We start from the raw sequence: 16,933 nt of genomic DNA, 5'->3' as shown, positions 1-16,933 counted from the left end.
TGGCGTCATCGCCGGAGCCTGGCCCAGAAGCCTTGCGCGGCGAAGGCGTCGCGCAGCTGCCCGGCATCGACGCGGCGCTGCTCGGGGTCGAAGGCCAGGGCCCGGCGCAGCGCGGCCCAGGCCTTGCCTGGCATGCCGGGCGGGGCCTTGGCCGTCAGTTGCATGCCCTGGTCACGGGCCTTGAGCGACGGCACGCGCTCGAAGGGGTGGCGCCCGGTAATCAGCTCGTACAGCACGCACGCCACCGCATACAGGTCGCTGGCGGTACTCGGCGTGCCGCCCTCGAACAGTTCGGGGGCGGCGTAGGCCGGGGTCCAGGCTTCGAAGCGGCCATGGCTCAGGTGCGGCAGGCCGGCCAGTGGGCCGTCCAGGGCCAGGCCCAGGCCGAAGTCGAACAGGCGCAGGCCGTCGTCGCCGAGCATCACGTTGCTGGGTTTGAGGTCGCCGTGCACCACGCCCTGGGCATGCACGCAGGCCAGGGCGTCGAGCAGCGGCACGGCGATCTCGCGCACTTGCGCCCAGGCCAGGCCCAGCGGCTGGTCACAGAGCAGGCGGTCCAGCGAGGTGCCGCGCATCAGCTCCATGGTGATGAAGCCGCGTTCGCTCTGCGGGTCGATGGCGAAGCCTTGCAGGCGCACCAGGTTGGGGTGGCGCAGGCGGCTGGTGAGGGCGAACTCGTTGAACAGCAGGGCGTTGGCGTCGGGCGCCGTGGCCAACTGGTCGCTCATCAGCTTCACCGCCAGCAACGGCTGTGGGTCACCAAAGCCCTCCTGCAACAGGTCGCGGGCGCGATACACCAGGCCCATGCCGCCGGCGCCGAGCAGGCGTTCCAGGCGGTAGCGCCCGGCGAGCACGTCGGGAATCGGCGCCAGCGCCCGCACGGCCGGGGCCGGCGCAGGTTGCGCGCGGCCTTTGCCGCGCCGCTTGCGCCGTGCCTTGCCGGTGCGGGCGGGCTCGGCCTCGCTGGCCTGGGTGAATGCAAAGTAGGTCGACTCGCTGCCCTGCTCAAGGGCGTCGAGCACGTCAAGCGCGTCGCCGCTGCCAAGGTTCATCGGTGGATCACCACTGCGGTCAGGTTGTCTTTCGCCGCGCCGCCCAGGGCGGTGTCGAACAGGCGTTGCAGGGCCTCGCCGGGCGAGGCCAGGTCCAGGGCGTGGCCCAGGCCGCCGCTCTCCAGGCCGTCGTAGAGGCCGTCGCTGCACAGCAGGAACACGTCGCCCGGCTGCGCATCGAACTCCAGCACTTCCAGGGTGAGGCTGGCGCTGGCGCCGACGGCGCGGGTCAGGGCCCGGGCCGAGGGGTGCTCGCGGGCCTGCTCGGCGCTCATGCTTTGCTGGTCCATCAGTTGCTGTTGCAGCGAATGGTCGCGGGTCAGCTGGTACAGGCGCTGGCCGCGCCACAGGTAGCAGCGGCTGTCGCCGGCCCACACGCAGGCACCGCGACGGCCGTCGAGCAGCAGGGTCACCACGGTGCTGCCGATCACCCGCGCCTGGCCGGCGACGCTCACCGTCAGCTCCTGGCCCAGGCGCCGGTTGATCCAGTGCAGGCACTGGCGCACGGCAAGCACGCGCTCGTCGAAACTGCTGGCGGCCGGCAGATCGGCCAGGCTCTCGACGATCATCTGGCTGGCGATATCACCGGCCTCGTGGCCGCCCATGCCGTCGGCGACCGCCCACAGCCCGTGCTGCGGGCAGTCGAGAAAGGCGTCCTCGTTGCGCGCACGGACCTTGCCGGGGTCGGTGCGCGCCGCGCTGCGCCAAGGGCTGGCTGCGCGCATCACAGCTCCCCTGGCAGGCGGAAGCCGCGCAGCACGCTCAGGTCGAACGGGTTCGGCGCGCGCTGGCTGGTCAGCAGGTAGTTGGCGCGCATGCCGCCGACATTGGCCTTGAGCACCATGGTGTCGCGGCCCTTGAGGTACTCGGTCTGCATCAGGTCGAGCAGGCGGAACAGCGACCACGGGCCACCATTCTTCTCCAGCGCCATGGGGCGGCCGTTGAGCTGTTCCAGGGTCAGGCTGGTGTTGCCGTCCTGGGCTTCGGTCGGCCACTTCAGGCTGGTGGAGACGATCGGGCCGTGGCGGTAGTCGATCACCGTGTCGCCGAAGCGGAACTCGGCGCGGCTCACCGCCGGGTCGAGGGTGTACGGCTCGAGCTTGAACTGCACCTGCGGCTCTTCGGGGTTCTGCGCGAAGAAGCTCTGACGGATGGTCTGGGCGGCGCTCATCTGTTCGAGGTAGGCCTTGGTCATCGGCAGGCTCTGGCCGTCGAGGCTGCGCAGGCGGTAGGCGCCCGGCTCACCGCTGACGAACGGGCGCATGTAGGTGTCGAAGAAGCGGTCCGCCACGCCCTGGGCCTTGAAGAAGTCGCGGAAGTCGCTGATCGCCACGTCGCTGGTGCCATGGGCGTTGAACGGGTAGCGCGACTCGATGGTGCGGCCGTAGTGGCTGTACAGCTCGCTCTGGTAGCGCTGGTTGAGGTAGGTGTAGGTGTCGTTGAGCACCATGCGCCAGATGTCGTCGGACAGCAGGTTGAACCAGCCGGCCACCGGGCGCGGCAGGCGCACGGTGCCGTTGCGCAGGCTGCTCAGGGCGTCACGTTGCCCCGACATGCGCGCCTTGGCCATCTGGTACGAGGCTTCTTCGGCCTGGTTGGAGCGGGCCAGGCCCGCCAGCTGCTGCTGCAGGTCGTTGAGCGCCTGCAGGGTCGGCGCCAGGTCGGGGCCCGGGCCGTTGTTGTCGTCGAGCAGCCGGTGCAGCGGCTCGAAGCGCCGTTGCAGGGCCATGCGCGCGGTGTCCGGCAGCGGCTTCTTGGCCAGGGCGTCGCGGGCCTTGTCGGCCACGGCACCGGCCACGGCCGCGCCGCCCTTGCCGAGCTTCTTGGCCACGGCCTTGTTGGCGGCGGCTTCGGCGGCCGGGTTGCCTTCGTCGGTGGCTTCGGCCAGTACCGGGAAGCGGGTGTTCTCGCGCACCTCGGTGAGCAACAGCAGCAGCGGCGAGTTGGCGGCGGTCAGCGCCGACAGTTGATCGGCGCCTTCGCCGGCGTCGCTGAACGGGATCAGGCCGACCTGGTTGACCGCCTCGCCCCAGTAGTTGGCGTAGTCGCGGAAGTACAGCTGCTCCAGCTCCACCATCAGGCGGCGCATGTCCATGTCGCTGATGCCGCTGCCCTCGCCCAGCACCCAGTTGTCGCGCAGGATGTCGTTGACCAGGTTGGCGCCCTGCACCGAGAAGTACTGCTGGTAACCCTGGGAGGTGTAGAAGCCGGGGATCGGGTAGTCGATGCCGACGAACTGCGCGGCCTGCGGCCCGAGCTGCTGGCTGAGACGGTATTCAGGCAGGCTGCGGGCCTGCTCGCGCAGCACGCGGTACACCACGCTGGCCAGCGATTCGGCGCGCAGCACCTGGCGGGCCTGGGCCACCAGGGCGTCGTTGAGCGGGTAGGCGAACGATTGCTCGAGCAGTCGCCCGAAGTGGGTGTTCAGGCTGTCCTGGGCGGCCGTGTTGCCGTTGTAGCGCTGCGACCAGCCAGCCGCCACCCAGTCCTTGAGCCAGGCCTGGTCGCGGCGCTCGGGCAGGCCGAGCATCAGGTAGGCGCGCAGGCTGTTGAGCAGGCGCTCGCGGTTCTTCAGGTTGCTGCGGATCTGCCCTTCGACCATCTGCGCCACCCGGGGCAGCAGCACGGTTTCCAGCTCGCGCTGGTAGGCCGGTTGCAGCACTTCGTTGGCCGGCACGCCCTGGTACAGGCCGCCGCGTTGCAGCAGCGAGACATCGCCGGGCACGGGGAACACGCGTGAGGCCTGCCAGGCGGTGTCCAGCGGCTTGAGCGCGGCCAGGGCATCGTCGCGGGCATCCAGGGCAAGGTGTTGGCGCTGCCATTGACGGCCCAGCTCACGCACCTGCTCCAGGCGTTCGTGGTTGCCGGAGAAACTGCCGGCCCACAGCGCACCGAACAGCGCCAGCGCGCCCAAGGCACCGAGGTAGACGGCTCGCTGGCCCCAGTGGATGCGCCGGCGTTCGCGCTGGTCGAGGCCGGCCAGGTCGTACTCGGGGAAGATCACCCGGCTGAACAGTTGCAGGGTGAAGCGCGAGCGGCCCTGCACCGCGCCACGGCCGGGCTGGCCGGGGTGGAAGCCGTTGTCGCTGTCGACCCGCGGCGCCTGATGCGGCGCGCTGGTCAGGTAGAAGCCGCGCAGCTGGCTGGCGCGCTGGTAGCGGTTGCCAGTGAAGGCGGCATCGACGAACAGGCACAGCTGGTCGCCGATGCGCCCCAGCTGGTGCGGGAAGTCGAGGATGCGCGCGCGGCGCTGGGTGTTGCGCTCGTGGTGCATGCGCTGGGTGACCTGGTCGCCCAGGCGTTGCAGCAGGCCCTGGAATTCCTTGGCCAGCAGCTCGGTGTCGGCGCCGTTCTGGCCCTTGCCGAAGGTGATGCCGAACACTTGCTCGTTCTCTTCGCGCGACTGCTGGTCGAAGAAGGCGTCAAAGCCTTGCAGGCGGTCGGTCTTGCTCAGCACCAGGTACACCGGCACTTCGACGTGCAGGCGCTGGCGCAGCTCCTGCAAGCGCGAGCGGACTTTCTGCGCCAGGTCGTTGACCGCCGCTTCGCCCCCCAGCAGGGTGTCCAGCGGCACGGTGACCACCACGCCGTTGAGCGGGCGGTTGCGCCGGCGCAGGCGCAGCTGGTCGAGCAGCACGCGCCAGGCGCTGCCGTCGATCTCGCTGTCGGACTGGTTGAGGAAGCGCCCGGCGGTGTCCACCAGCACGGCCTGTTCGGCGAAGTAGAAATCGCAGAAATCGCCGCTGGACGGATCACGGGCGAGCTTGCGCTCCAGCGCGTTGATCGGGAACTCCAGGCCCGAATGGTCGATCAGGCTGGTCTTGCCCGCGCCCTGGGGCCCGAGCACCAGGTACCAGGGCAGGTCGCGGCGCCAGCGTTCGCTGCGCCCGCCATACAGGCTCGAATTTTTGAGGGTGGACAAGGCATGCTTGAAGCGGGCCTTGATCTCCCTGGCCTCCTCGTCCTTGCGCTCTTCGCGTTCCAGGCGCTCGCGGCCGTCCTCGCTCTCAAGCTCTTCCTGCTTGCGGTTGTTGGCGCGCCAGCTGGCGAACACCATCCACAGGCCCCACACCAAAAACAGCACGCTGATGGTCAGCAACCGCGCGGCGGCGTCTTCCCAGAACTTGTTGTCGGCCACGGCCAGCAACGGGCCGGCGAACCACACCAGCAGCGCCAGGGCCAGCACCAGCAGCAGGCTCCAGACCCAGGTCTTGGCGAGGAAGGCGCCTACTTTCTTGAAAAAATTCTTCATCACAGGTCCTTGTGTCACTGCCGCGGTTGGGCCGCTGGCTGCTCGAGCGTCTGGAAGGGTTGCAGGACGGTCGCGCGCTGTTCGCCCAGTACCCAGGCGAAACCGGAATACATCACCACCAGGCACACCAGGGTGAACAACGCCACGCTCCACCACGGCACGATGCGCACCGGGCTGTTGCGCTGCTGGTCGAGCCCTTCCCAACGCGGCGACAGCTCGCGGGGCACGTCGCCGCGCAGCTGGCGGATCTGCCGGAACAGTGCGTCACGGATGCCCTCGAGCTCGGACATGCCGCGGTCGATGACCCGGTACTTGCCCTCGAAGCCCAGCGACAGGCACAGGTACATCAGTTCGAGCATCGCCAGGTGCTTGACCGGGTTCTTCGACATGCGGTCGAGCAACGAGAAGAACTTCTCGCCGCCGAAGGTCTCGTTGTGGAAGGCGCTGAGCAGGCTCATCTGCGACCACTGGCTCTCGTTGCCCCAGGGAGTGGTAACCACCGCCTCGTCGACCACGGTGCACAGCAGGTAGCGGGCCACGGTGACCTGGCCGCTCTCCACGCCCTCGTAATGGATGCGCGCCTCGAAGGCACGCACGCAGGCGCTCAGGCGCTCCTTGAGGTTGTTCAGGTCTTCGGCGGTGTCGCTGTGCTTGAGCCGCACCACTTCCGAGAGCAGCTCGCTGGCGGCAGCCACCAGCGGGTTGAGGCCGACGCTGAAGCTGCCGCTCGAGGGCAGGCGCGCCGAATAGACCATGCGCTGCTCCAGCGGCTCGGCCCGCGCCGAGCTGCCCAGGGCGGTCAGGGCCTGCCCTTGCGGTGCCGAGCCATCCTGGTTGAACAGGACGGTCTTGTCGTCCTGAGGGGTATCCATGTCCTTGCTCATGCTCAGTTCCTGATGGCCCAGAATTTCAGTTCGAGATCGGAGAACTCACTGGTGACGTGGAAGGCGAAGCCACCGGAACCGTCCATCTTCTTGCGATCTTCGGCGTCGAGTTCGACGATGAAATAGGTCTTGTTGGCGTGGAACGGGATCTGCCGCGGCGCCACCGGCAGCGGTTTGACCTTGAGCCCGGGCAGGTGCAGGTTGACCAGCTGGCGGATGCGCTCCACCGGGCCGACCTTGAGGTGCGACGGCAGGCGCTGGCGCAGTTCCTCGGACTCGCAGTTGGCGCTGGCGGCCAGCACGAACGAGGCGGTGGTGAGCAGGCCCGGGTCGTGCAGCGGCGACACCAGGATGCCGTACTGGCGCTGTTGCAGTTCCAGCTCGATGGCGTGCTGTTCGAGCACCATCGACAGTACCTGGCGGATCGACTCCATCAGCTTGCGGAAGCTCGCGCCCTGGTCGCTGTGCTGGTAGCGGGCATCCAGGCGCGGGCGCTTGGTGTCGCTGGAGAAGGTCGACAGGTCGCCGAGCATGATCAGGAAGGTGCGGTACAACTCTTCGGGGTGCACCTGCTCCAGGCTCAGGTAGTGGCGCAGGAGCATTTCGGTGCGGTTGATCAGCTGCAGCATCATGAAGTCGCCGACCTCGGCGCCACCGACCTTGCCGTTGGAGCGGATGCGCTCGGCCAGGGTGTCGCCACGCAGCGCCAGCATGCTGATGACCTCTTTGAGGCACGACAGCAGGTACACCGAGGCGTGGGTGCGAATGTAGGTGGGCACGAAGTTTGGGTCGAGGCTGATGACGCCGTCGGGCGAGGTGTCGAGGATCTCGCAGACCTTGAGCTTGACGTAGGCCTGGTCGGTTTGCTGCTCGCCCAGCAGCAGGCGGAAGTCCGGGCGCGCGCAGTTGATCTGGCTGCTGTTGTCGTCGCCGGCGTTGGAGTCGGACACCTCCACCTCGTAGGTGGTGTAGCGGGTCAGCACATCGGACTGCTCGGGGCGGCGCGCCTCGATGTGGTTACCGGTGACCAGCGGCAGGGCCATGAAGATCGGCGTGGCGCCGGTATTCGGCGGCACATCCAGGGCCAGCGGCTCGCTGCTGCCGTCGAGCTCGAACAAGCTGCCGTCAGGCAGGATGCCGGCGGCGCGGCTGATCACCAGCTTGCCCATGTTGAGGAACTGCAGGTCGATTTCCAGGTTGATGAAGCCGTAGGTGTAGGTGCCCAGCAGCTGGGTGCGGGTCTTCATCTGGCTGTCGTAGTAACGGTCGTTGTGCTGGAAATGCTGGGGACGCAGCAGCATCCCTTCCTGCCAGACTACCTTGTGCACGTTCATCGCTGATCACCCGCTTGCGCCACGGCCGGCACACCGTTGTGGATGCCGGCCTGGTCGAGGTAGAGGTTGGCGGTGACCCGCTCGCCGGCGCGAATGGCCTGCACCCGGCGCCACTGCGCCTGGTCGAGGTCGCGGTAGGCGGCCATGACGCCGACGAAGCGGCTGTCGGGGTCGATGCTGAGCTTCAGGCTCAGGGTTTCGCCGGGGCGCAGTTCGTGCTCCTCGGTGGCCACCATGTCCTGCGACAGGGCTTCTTTCGGGCGCTGGTAGAGGGTGAAGAAATCGGTGCTCTCGAAGGCCACCGGGCGCTTGAGCTCGTACAGGCGCACCACCACCGGCGACGGCCGGCCGTTGATGTCCAGGTTGAGCTGGTCGGTGGCGGTCAGGGTGAGGTCGAGCTTGGTCATGTGCGAGTACGGCGACAGGGCGCTGCAGCCGGCCAGCCAGGACAGGGTGGCCAGGGCCCACGTCGCCCTGAGCATCGTGCGGGTGATGCGAGTCATGGGTTTTATCCTTGCGGGTCGTGATTGAGCGAAGCGATCAGGCGGACCTGCTCTTCGTAAGTGCGGGCGAAGTCCTTGGTCAGCAGGCGCTCGCTCCAGTCTTCGTTGCCCACCAGGGCCTGGTGGTAGCGCACGTAGGCCTTCCAGCGGCTGCCGAACAGGCCGCGGCGGCCCTGACGCTCGAATTGCAGCGCCAGCTGCTCCGGGGCGAAATGCTCCAGGGTGCTGCGCAGGGCCTGGCGGCTGGCGCCGAGCATGGCCACCTGGTGCGCCTGGAGGTCGCGGAAAGCCTGGGCCACTGCCTGCTCGGCAGACAGCTGGCCGCCACGGCGCGGCTTGAGCAGGTCACCGAGCACCTGGTCGGCTTCCAGCGGCGCCTTGATCGGGTTGCGGCTGGCGCTTTGCGGGGTGGTCAGCGACAGGCGCAGTTCGTTCTTCAGCTCGCTGCGGGTGCGCAGGCTCTGTTGCAGCCCGGCGACGCTATGGCGCAGCAGCCCGGCGGCCTGCACCGCGAGGTCTTCGCGGGCCTGCTCGTCGAGGTTGTCCAGGTCGACGCCCAGGGCCGCGCCGAAGCGCTTCCAGAAGGCGTCGTCGCGGCGTTCGCGCGGAGCCGGCACAGGTGCGGGCTCTGGCGCCACCGCCGGTACCAGGGTGGGCACGATCAGGCTTTCCTGGTCGATCTGCGCGTAGTCGGCACGCTGGCGCGCCGGGGGCTCGGGCATGGCCAGGGCGGCCAGCTCGTCCATCGGTTGCAGGCGCGTTTCTTCGTGGTCCAGGGCGCTGATGGGGTCGAGTTCAAGGAAGGCGTCGTCGGGGATGATGGCGCCACCCGGCATGCCCAGGCCGACGTCGTAGCCGGCCTCGCTGTCGATCAGGCGCGCGCGCACCTCGATGTCACCCATGCGGTAAATCGCGCCTTGCTCGATGCGGTGCAGCTCGCCCTTGCGCAGCTGGGCACCGCTGCTGGCCAGGCGGATGCCGTTGCTGCTGGTGTCAGTGAGGAAGAACGCGCCGTTCTGGTAGGTGACCTGGGCGTGATGGCTGGACAGGTGACGTTTGTCGTCCTCGATGCACCAGTGGCAATCCTTGGCCCGGCCAATCTCGCCACCGGCGCGGCCAAAGGTCTTGTTCGGCGAGTCGGTGCGGCCGTGCTGGCGTTTGTCGAGCAGTTCGAAAACCAGTTCCATGGTCAGGGCTCCTTGCGCTCAGTTGTCACGGTTGAGGGCCTGGGGATCTCCCAGGGGGCGGTAGCTGTCGTCGTCGAACTTGTAGTTGCCTGTGCAACCGGCCAGGGCGAACGCGGTGAGCAGGGCCAGCAAGCTGGCCCGGCAGTAACGGTGAAGCATGGGGGCGGCTCCATGTGCGGATGAGGCAGGCACCGTTACGGGTGCGCCTGGGGTAAAGGGAGTAAGTGTCGGGGTCATGCCGGTCAGCCCTCGCAATCGCCGATCTGGATGTTCAGGCGCCCCAGCCGGTACAGCAGGGTGCGCCGCGGCAGCCCGAGTTCGCGGGCGGCCAGGGTCTGGTTGCCGTCGTGCTTGCGCAGGCAGTCGAGCAGCAGGCTGCGCTCGACCTTCTCCAGGCGCTCGCGCAGGTTCAGCTCGTTGTCTTCGGGCGGCGGTTCGGCCAGGTTCAACGAGAAGTGGCCGACCTCCAGCGCGTCGCCTTCGCACAGCAGCACCGCGCGCTCCACCAGGCCCTTGAGCTCGCGCACATTGCCGGGGAAGGCATAGCTTTCGAGGTGATCGAGGGCGGCCTGGGTCCAGCCCACCGGGCTGCGCTGCAGGAAAGTGCAGGCCTTGTCGCAGAAGTGCCGGGCCAGGGTAATGACATCGCCGACGCGCTGGCGCAGCGGCGGCAGCTCGATGGGGAACTGCGCCAGGCGGTAGTAGAGGTCTTCGCGGAACAGGCCGTCGGCGACCAGCTGCGCCAGGTCGCGGTGGGTGGCGGCGATGATGCGCACGTCGATCTTGTGGGTGACGTTGGCGCCCAGCGGGCGGATCTCGCCCTCTTGCAGCACGCGCAGCAGCTTGGCCTGCAGGGCCAGGGGCATGTCGCCGATCTCGTCGAGCAGCAGGGTGCCGCCGTCGGCGGCATCGAACAGCCCAGGGCGGTCGCGGTCCGCGCCAGTAAAGGCGCCTTTGCGGTAGCCGAACAGTTCGCTCTCCAGCAGGCTCTCGGGGAAGGCTGCGCAGTTCTGTACCACCAGCGCGCCGGAGCGGCGCGGGCCGTAGTCGTGGATGGCGCGGGCCACCAGTTCCTTGCCGGTGCCGGTCTCGCCGCGCAGCAGCACGGTGTAGGGGCTGTGCAGGACCTTGCTGATCATCTGGCAGGTCTGGCGCATGGCCGGGCTCTGCCCGATCAGGCCGTAGCTGCTGGCGGCCACCGGGGTGCGGCCGGTTGCCTGGGGCTGTGGCCCGGGCCGGTGCAGGCGGCGCAGCAGTTGCAGTTGGCCCATGGTGAAGCTGCCGAGCTGGCCGAGGGAGTCGGCGAAGGCTTCAAGCCCGCCGCGCACGCGGTTCACGCACAACAGCACCCCGGCCACCCGCTGTTGCGCGGTCAGCAGGGGCACCGCCAGCAGTGCCTGCCAGGGCGTGGCCTGGCTGGGCAGGAAGCTGGTGTCGAACAGGCTGGCGGAAAGGTCGCTGATGTTCACCACGCGGTTCTGGCACAGGGCGAACTGCAACAGCTGCTCGCCGTTGTAGTCGGCTGGCAGGCTGGAGCAATCGCGCGCCAGCAGCCGCCCGTCGAGCCAGGCGGCTTCGAGCCCGAGCCGGGTATGGGTCGGGTCGAGCAGGTAGACCTGCACCAGCGGGCAGCCGCTGAGCTCGGCCACGGCCGGCACCAGTGCCTGCAGCAGGCCTTGCTCGTCAGTTGCCCGCGCCAGCTCGGTGAAGGTGCCCAGCAGCGCTTCGGCGTAGGCCAGCGGTTGGGGCACGTGCGTGAACATCACCCCCACCTCAGGCGAACTCGCAGGTCACGCCGGCATCCCCGTCGAGGGTGGCGTGTACACGGCTGATCGCCTCGCCGCTGGCCATGGCGTCGAGCAGGCGGTCGGCGACCTTGGGCAGCACGTGGGTGTCGATCAGGTGGTCGATCAGGCGCGCGCCGGCTTCGCTCTGGCTGCAGCGCTCGGCCAGGTGGTCGACCAGCGCCTGGCAGTGGCTGAACCCCAGTTGCCGACGCTGCAAACGCTCGCCCAGGCGGCCCAGTTTGATTTCGATCAGTTCGCGCAGCACCGGGCCGCCCACCGGGTAGTACGGCACCACGCGCATGCGCGCCAGCAGCGCCGGCTTGAAGTGGCGGCTGAGCGCCGGGCGGATGTGCTGTTCAAGCAGCTCGGCGTCAGGGCGCTCGCCGTTTTCGCACAGGGCGCTGATCTGGTCGCTGGCCAGGTTGGAGGTCATCAGGATCAGCGTGTTGCGGAAGTCGATCTGGCGGCCTTCGCCGTCGTTGGCCACGCCCTTGTCGAAGATCTGATAGAACAGGTTGAGCACGTCCGGGTCGGCCTTCTCCACCTCGTCCAGCAGCACCACCGAATACGGTTTCTGGCGCACCGCCTCGGTGAGCATGCCGCCTTCGCCGTAACCGACGTAGCCGGGCGGCGCGCCGATCAGGCGCGAGACGGTGTGCTTCTCCTGGAACTCGGACATGTTGATGGTGGTGATGAAGCGGTCGCCGCCGTACAGCAGGTCGGCCAGCGCCAGCGCGGTTTCGGTCTTGCCGACGCCGCTGGGACCGACCAGCAGGAACACGCCCACCGGTGCGTCGGGCTTGTTCAGGCCGGCGGCGGTGGCGCGCATGGAGCGGTTGAGTGCATGCACCGCCTGCTCCTGGCCACGGATGCGGGCGCGCAGGTCGTCGGCGAAGGTGATCACCTTGGCATTGTGCTCGCGGGCCAGCTGGCTCAGCGGCACGCCGGTCCAGGCGCTGATCACTTCGGCCACCAGGCGCGGGCACACTTCGGCACTGACCAGGCGTTCTTCGGCCTGGGCGTCGAGCAGGGCCTGATGGGTCTCGGCCAGGCGTTGTTGCAGTTGTTCGCGGCTTTCGCCTTCGACGACGGCCTCGCCCTCCTCGCCTTCGGTTTGCGCAGCCGGTGCGACAGCGGCGTTGGCAACCTGCTGGCGCAGCTCCAGTACCTGCTCGGCCAGCTCACGCTGACGGGCCCAGCGGTCGGCCAGTTCGATCTCTTGCCCGTGGGCTTCGGCCAGGCGCTGCTCCAGGGCTACGAATGCCTCCTGGTCGATGGCCAGGCCCGCCTCGGCGTCACGGCGCAGGGCATTGCGCTGGCGCTCGCCCTCGGCCAGTTCGGCGCGCAGGCGCTCGAGGCTGTCGGGGGCGGCAGCCAGGCTGATGCGCACCCGGGCGCAGGCGGTGTCGAGCACGTCGACGGCCTTGTCGGGCAGCTGCCGGCCGGTCAGGTAGCGCGCCGACAGTTCGGCGGCGGCGACCACGGCGTCGTCGCGCAGGTAGATGCCGTGGCTCTTCTCGTACAGCTGGGCCAGGCCACGCAGGATGGTCACCGCCTCGCCCACGGTGGGCTCGAGCAGTTGCACCGGCTGGAAGCGACGGGCCAGGGCCGGGTCTTTCTCGAAGTACTTCTTGTACTCGGCCCAGGTGGTGGCGGCGATGGTGCGCAGCTCGCCACGGGCCAGGGCTGGCTTGAGCAGGTTGGCGGCGTCGGAGCCACCGGCGTTACCGCCGGCGCCGATCAGGGTGTGGGCTTCGTCGATGAACAGGATCACCGGGCGCGGCGCGGCCTTGACCTCGTCGATCACACCCTTGAGGCGGCGCTCGAACTCACCTTTGACGCTGGCGCCGGCCTGCAACAGGCCCATGTCCAGCGCCAGCAGGTCGACCCCTTGCAGGGCCGGCGGCACTTCGCCAGCGACGATGCGCGCGGCCAGGCCTTCGACCACGGCGGTCTTGCCCACGCCGGCTTCGCCGACCACGATCGGGTTGTTCTTGCGCCGGCGAGCGAGGATATCGATCATCTGGCGGATCGACGCATCGCGGCACAGGACCGGGTCGAGCTTGCCGTCACGGGCCTGCTGGGTGAGGTTGTGGGTGAATCGCTGCAACATCGATTCGCCCTGGGGCGCGCCGGGGGCCTTGGCGGCGGCCGGTTGCTGGGCCAGGGCGTAGCCCTTGAGGCGTTCGATATCCAGGCCGCCGAGCAGCTTGTGGTAGCGGCTGCCGGCATAGCGCAGCGGGTTGCGCAGCAGGCCGAGGATCAGCGCGGCCTGGTCGACCTGGCTCTGGCCCAGCTCGAGGTTGGAGACCAACAACGCGTCCTGCAGCCACTGCACCAGCTCCGGGGCAAACACCGGGTTGCGGGTGGCGCTGTGCTCGACGTTGGGTTGCAGCGCGGCGCTGAACGCGCCGGTATCGATCGCGGCGTCCTGCAGCGCACGCTGCAACAGGCTGTCGGGGCGCTCGAGCAGGCCCAGCAACAGGTCCTCGATGAGGATCTTGCTGCCGCCGCGGGCGACGCAGCGCTCGGCGGAACGCTCAAGGTCGCGGCGGCTGTCGGCGTCCAGGGCCTGGACGAGTTGTTGCAGGTCTACGTTGATCATGGCCATTGGTCCTTAATGAATTTTGCTTCCCAGGGTCACCACGCCATCGGCGCGCTCGCGACCCAGCCAGCTGGTCCAGCCCAGGTGGCATACGTTCTGTTCGCCGATGCGCAGCTCGCGGATCTCTTCACGGCGCAACTCCAGGCGGATGTCGTAGTCCAGCGGGTCGCGCAGGGTGAAGCGGGTCAGCGCGCACAGCGGCTGGTAGCCGAAACCGATCGGCAGGAATTCGTGAAAGCGCTGCCAGTCCAGCTGGGTGATGTGGATGCGGAACTTGCCGCTGCGGTCGCGCACGCGCTCGCCCAGCACGGCGTCCTCGCCCAGCAGGCTGTTGGCCAGCCCCAGGCGGTTGCACTGCTCTTCGAGGATGTCGACGCGCCGCTCCAGGCACTGCTCGATCACCAGGTCGGCGTGCTTGAAGTAGTAACGCAGCACGGCCTCGATCAGCGCCGCCGAGTGGGCGCGCAGGCTGAGCACGCCGAGGTACGGCAGCAGGCGTTTCCAGTTCAGTTCCTTGGCCTGGCGGATCTGGTCGCCGCCCAGGCCGATCAGGGCGAACAGGTGCGACGAGAAACCATCCAGCGCGCCGCTCTCGAAGCTGGCGCGGTAGCGGTACTTGCGCCAGATCGGCAGCATCAGGCGTTGCAGGCGATGGTGGAACAGGTCGAGGAACATCCGCGTGGGGTTGCCGTCCTCGTTGTCGCCCAGCGCCTGTTCGCCATAGAACGCCGGCAGCGGCGAGCTGGAGCCGACCAGGCCGATCAGGTTGAAGCGCATGCGCGCGCGCAGCTGGCCGTGCTCGCGGAAGAACTCGATGCGATCGACGTCGCTGCCGGGGAAACCGAGGCTGGGGTTGGCCTGGAACTCGACCAGGTCGTAGAGCTCTTCGTCTTCCAGGTACGGGTACGCCTCGCGCAGCTGTTCCATCACCAGCAGCACGGCCTGGAACAGCGAGTACTCGCGGATGCTCCGGCTCAGCCGGCTTACAGCAGCGGTTGCAGGCCCATGCGTGGTGTCCATTGGTACACCTCCCCCTGTGTGCTTTTCACCCGCAGCTCGTGATACGAGTTGAGGCTGGCGTAGAGTGCGAAGAATTCATTGAGCACCGAGGCGAAGACGAACAGGTCGCCCTCGCCGATGTAGCCCTCCGGGTCGATTGTCAGTTCGGTGCGCAGGCCGCGCAGCGGCAGGCCCCGGTGCAGGCGGTCGACGTGCTGGTGGCGGATCGCCTTGAGCCCGCCAAGCAGGCGGCGGCTGACCTTTTCCGCGTGCTGGTCGTAGTAACGCGGCAGGTCGTAGGTTTCGAGGATCACCTTGAGTGCATCAACGTCGGCCAGCGACAGGTAGTTCAGCGACATGTTGCTGATCAGCTTCCACAGGAAGTCGCGGTTCAGCGGCGGCGCGTAGCTGGCGGTGACCGGGGTGATGTTGCGGAAGGTGAGGAACTCGGGGGTCTCTTCGCTGAGCATGCAGATGTCGCCGAGCTTCAGGCGCCGCGGCAGGTTCTGGTTGGTGCAGGTGAGCTCGATCGACAGCGTCTCGTGGGATTCGGCCTGGTGCACGCCGAAGCTCAAGTAGGTGTCGAGGCCGTCATGCAGCAGCGAGGAGCGCTGGCGGATGCTGTAGTGCGAGCGGTTCTCCGGCACGTCGAAGCTGGCGTCGTGCTCGAACGATTCAAAGGGTACGTAGCTCTGGTAGCCGAGGCCGCCGGGGCTCCAGCCGGTCACGCCGTCGACCGAGAACACCCCGCAGTGCTCAGGGTCGAGCTCGGCCGGCAGCAGCAGGTATTCGTCCTGCTTGCCATCCAGGCGGATAGGCAGGGCGTCGTGCTTGAACAGGTTGGCGATCGGCGTGCAGTACAGCTTGACGTTGTCCAGGGTCGGGCGCAGGCGCTGGGCCTCGCCCTGGCGGATGTCGAAGCGCAGCTCGATGCCATGCACCTGCTTGAGGGTTTCCTCGGGCAGGCTCTGCAACACGTCCAGGCCGGTGACGTCGACGAACAGGAACTTGTCCTGGAAGGCGAAGTACTCCTGCAGGAAGCGGTAGCCGCGGAAGGTGTTCAGCGGGTAGGGAATCAGCGCCTCTTCCTCGGCGAAGCCCACCGGGTGCACCTTGGCCGCCGGTGCACGCAGCAGCAGCGGCTCGCCCTTGGCGTTGACCATCGGTTTGCCGTGGCTGTCCAGCGGCATCAGCTCGATGCCGGCCAGGCCGCGCAGCAGGCTCAGGTAGAGCATCTGGCTGATGTAGCGCTCGCCGGCCAGGTGCAGGCGCAGCTTGCTGAGCTTGACGTCGCCCAGGTTGCCGTCGCAGTTCATGTCCAGGCGCAGGCTGAGCAGCGCGCCCTGGCCATTGAGCGAGTAGTTCAGCGCGCTCAGGCGCAGGGGCAGGACTTCGGTGGGGTAACAGGTGCGAAAGCGGCAACTGACGCCCTCGATCGGCCGGCCTTCCACCGGGGTGTCACGCTCGACCCGCAGCGCCGGGCCGGCCTGGCGCAGGGGGTCGAACTGCAAGATGCTGAAGGCCGGCAGCGGGCGCATGTAGTTCGGCCACAGCAGGTGCATCAGCGAGTGGGTCAGCTCGGGCAGTTCGTCGTCGAGCTTCTGCCGCAGGCGGCCGGTGAGGAAGGCAAAACCTTCAAGCAGGCGCTCGACGTCCGGGTCGCGCCCGGCCTGGCCGAGGTACGGCGCCAGCGCCGGGCTGCGTTCGGCAAAACGCCGACCCAGCTGGCGCAGTGCCGTCAGCTCGCTTTGGTAGTAGTAATTGAAGGACATCCGTCGTTCCGCCTGAATTCAGCTCTCGGGTACCGCCAGTGGCCGGTACTGCGCATGCGCGGGGCCGGGCCACAGGGCCGACCGTTTGCCGCGCAAGGATTGGGGGAAAACTCAGGCTATGGGAGGCGCAACATCACTCGTCTCCTTGACTGACTCTGACTTGCCCACTGCCATCCAGGCGCGCGGCAAAACTGACCTGGCGCTTGATTCCGTCCACCTCAAGCTGGCCTTCGATGCTGAAAGCCAGCTTGAGCTGATCGTGATCACGCGGGCGGGACACCACCCGGACATCGGACATGCGCGGTTCGTAGGCTTCGATGAAGTACTCGATGGCCCGGCGTGCCTGGCTGAGCGCGTCGTGCAGGCTCAGGCGCATGTCGTTGAGGTCGGGCAGCCCGTAGTCGGCGAGCGTCTGCACGCTGCCGGCCCGGGTGCTGAGCATCTTCGCAAGATGAGCGGCCACGGAAGCCATGGCGGCGTCTTCACGCCGCCAGTTGGCGCGCTGGTCGGCTTCGCCGCTCAGGCGCTCGAACAGGCTTCCGTAACCATTGCCCATCG

13 protein-coding genes are annotated in these 16,933 nt (G+C 68.1%); all 13 read right to left on the bottom strand.

Annotated elements, in window-relative coordinates:
- Window positions 1-5 precede the first annotated feature (5 nt).
- Window positions 6-1,052, bottom strand: a complete 1,047-nt coding sequence (locus ACQ4N9_RS12455; RefSeq protein WP_258644239.1) for a serine/threonine-protein kinase — start codon at window positions 1,050-1,052, stop codon at window positions 6-8.
- Entirely contained in the window at window positions 1,049-1,777 is a 729-nt protein-coding gene (locus tag ACQ4N9_RS12450) for a PP2C family protein-serine/threonine phosphatase (protein ID WP_110996304.1), read from the bottom strand. Before ACQ4N9_RS12450 ends, ACQ4N9_RS12455 begins: the two co-directional genes overlap by 4 nt.
- Window positions 1,777-5,304, bottom strand: coding sequence for a type VI secretion system membrane subunit TssM (gene tssM / locus ACQ4N9_RS12445; protein ID WP_125462398.1), 3,528 nt, complete (start codon window positions 5,302-5,304; stop codon window positions 1,777-1,779). The genes ACQ4N9_RS12450 and tssM overlap by 1 nt, the downstream gene beginning before the upstream one ends.
- Window positions 5,305-5,318: 14 nt before the next feature.
- Window positions 5,319-6,188, bottom strand: coding sequence for a type IVB secretion system protein IcmH/DotU (icmH, locus tag ACQ4N9_RS12440; protein ID WP_125462397.1), 870 nt, complete (start codon window positions 6,186-6,188; stop codon window positions 5,319-5,321).
- Between the two features lie 2 nt (window positions 6,189-6,190).
- Entirely contained in the window at window positions 6,191-7,522 is a 1,332-nt protein-coding gene (tssK, locus tag ACQ4N9_RS12435) for a type VI secretion system baseplate subunit TssK (protein ID WP_110996301.1), read from the bottom strand.
- Complete coding sequence (gene tssJ, locus ACQ4N9_RS12430) at window positions 7,519-8,025, bottom strand: type VI secretion system lipoprotein TssJ (protein ID WP_390966539.1); 507 nt, start codon at window positions 8,023-8,025, stop codon at window positions 7,519-7,521. Before tssJ ends, tssK begins: the two co-directional genes overlap by 4 nt.
- A 5-nt stretch (window positions 8,026-8,030) precedes the next feature.
- Window positions 8,031-9,212: a type VI secretion system-associated FHA domain protein TagH gene (gene tagH / locus ACQ4N9_RS12425; protein ID WP_125857240.1), complete on the bottom strand. Its 1,182-nt coding sequence runs from the start codon at window positions 9,210-9,212 to the stop codon at window positions 8,031-8,033.
- A gap of 18 nt (window positions 9,213-9,230) precedes the next feature.
- Window positions 9,231-9,371: a type VI secretion protein gene (locus ACQ4N9_RS12420; protein WP_125462395.1), complete on the bottom strand. Its 141-nt coding sequence runs from the start codon at window positions 9,369-9,371 to the stop codon at window positions 9,231-9,233.
- 83 nt (window positions 9,372-9,454) lie between these two features.
- Entirely contained in the window at window positions 9,455-10,975 is a 1,521-nt protein-coding gene (locus tag ACQ4N9_RS12415; protein WP_390966536.1) for a sigma 54-interacting transcriptional regulator, read from the bottom strand.
- A 10-nt stretch (window positions 10,976-10,985) separates the two neighbouring features.
- Window positions 10,986-13,610, bottom strand: coding sequence for a type VI secretion system ATPase TssH (gene tssH, locus ACQ4N9_RS12410; RefSeq protein ID WP_390966534.1), 2,625 nt, complete (start codon window positions 13,608-13,610; stop codon window positions 10,986-10,988).
- Between the two features lie 6 nt (window positions 13,611-13,616).
- Entirely contained in the window at window positions 13,617-14,624 is a 1,008-nt protein-coding gene (gene tssG, locus ACQ4N9_RS12405) for a type VI secretion system baseplate subunit TssG (RefSeq protein WP_125462392.1), read from the bottom strand.
- Window positions 14,588-16,375: a type VI secretion system baseplate subunit TssF gene (gene tssF, locus ACQ4N9_RS12400; RefSeq protein WP_110996294.1), complete on the bottom strand. Its 1,788-nt coding sequence runs from the start codon at window positions 16,373-16,375 to the stop codon at window positions 14,588-14,590. The genes tssG and tssF overlap by 37 nt, the downstream gene beginning before the upstream one ends.
- Window positions 16,376-16,508: 133 nt before the next feature.
- Window positions 16,509-16,931: a type VI secretion system baseplate subunit TssE gene (tssE, locus tag ACQ4N9_RS12395; protein WP_125462391.1), complete on the bottom strand. Its 423-nt coding sequence runs from the start codon at window positions 16,929-16,931 to the stop codon at window positions 16,509-16,511.
- Window positions 16,932-16,933 lie beyond the last annotated feature (2 nt).

It is taken from the genome of Pseudomonas sp. ES1, assembly GCF_050586605.1.
In the GTDB taxonomy this organism is placed as follows: Bacteria; Pseudomonadota; Gammaproteobacteria; order Pseudomonadales; family Pseudomonadaceae; genus Aquipseudomonas; species Aquipseudomonas sichuanensis.
This window is presented reverse-complemented; position numbering and strand designations above follow the sequence as displayed.

Bases quoted from the DNA above. Each gene is read 5' to 3' on its own strand.
- ACQ4N9_RS12415 (WP_390966536.1), bottom strand. From the start codon at position 10,975: ATGTTCACGCACGTGCCCCAACCGCTGGCCTACGCCGAAGCGCTGCTG.
- ACQ4N9_RS12455 (WP_258644239.1), bottom strand. From the start codon at position 1,052: ATGAACCTTGGCAGCGGCGACGCGCTTGACGTGCTCGACGCCCTTGAG.
- icmH (WP_125462397.1), bottom strand. From the start codon at position 6,188: ATGAGCAAGGACATGGATACCCCTCAGGACGACAAGACCGTCCTGTTC.
- ACQ4N9_RS12450 (WP_110996304.1), bottom strand. From the start codon at position 1,777: ATGCGCGCAGCCAGCCCTTGGCGCAGCGCGGCGCGCACCGACCCCGGC.
- tssK (WP_110996301.1), bottom strand. From the start codon at position 7,522: ATGAACGTGCACAAGGTAGTCTGGCAGGAAGGGATGCTGCTGCGTCCC.
- tssE (WP_125462391.1), bottom strand. From the start codon at position 16,931: ATGGGCAATGGTTACGGAAGCCTGTTCGAGCGCCTGAGCGGCGAAGCC.
- tagH (WP_125857240.1), bottom strand. From the start codon at position 9,212: ATGGAACTGGTTTTCGAACTGCTCGACAAACGCCAGCACGGCCGCACC.
- tssM (WP_125462398.1), bottom strand. From the start codon at position 5,304: ATGAAGAATTTTTTCAAGAAAGTAGGCGCCTTCCTCGCCAAGACCTGG.
- tssJ (WP_390966539.1), bottom strand. From the start codon at position 8,025: ATGACTCGCATCACCCGCACGATGCTCAGGGCGACGTGGGCCCTGGCC.
- ACQ4N9_RS12420 (WP_125462395.1), bottom strand. From the start codon at position 9,371: ATGCTTCACCGTTACTGCCGGGCCAGCTTGCTGGCCCTGCTCACCGCG.
- tssH (WP_390966534.1), bottom strand. From the start codon at position 13,610: ATGGCCATGATCAACGTAGACCTGCAACAACTCGTCCAGGCCCTGGAC.
- tssF (WP_110996294.1), bottom strand. From the start codon at position 16,375: ATGTCCTTCAATTACTACTACCAAAGCGAGCTGACGGCACTGCGCCAG.
- tssG (WP_125462392.1), bottom strand. From the start codon at position 14,624: ATGGACACCACGCATGGGCCTGCAACCGCTGCTGTAAGCCGGCTGAGC.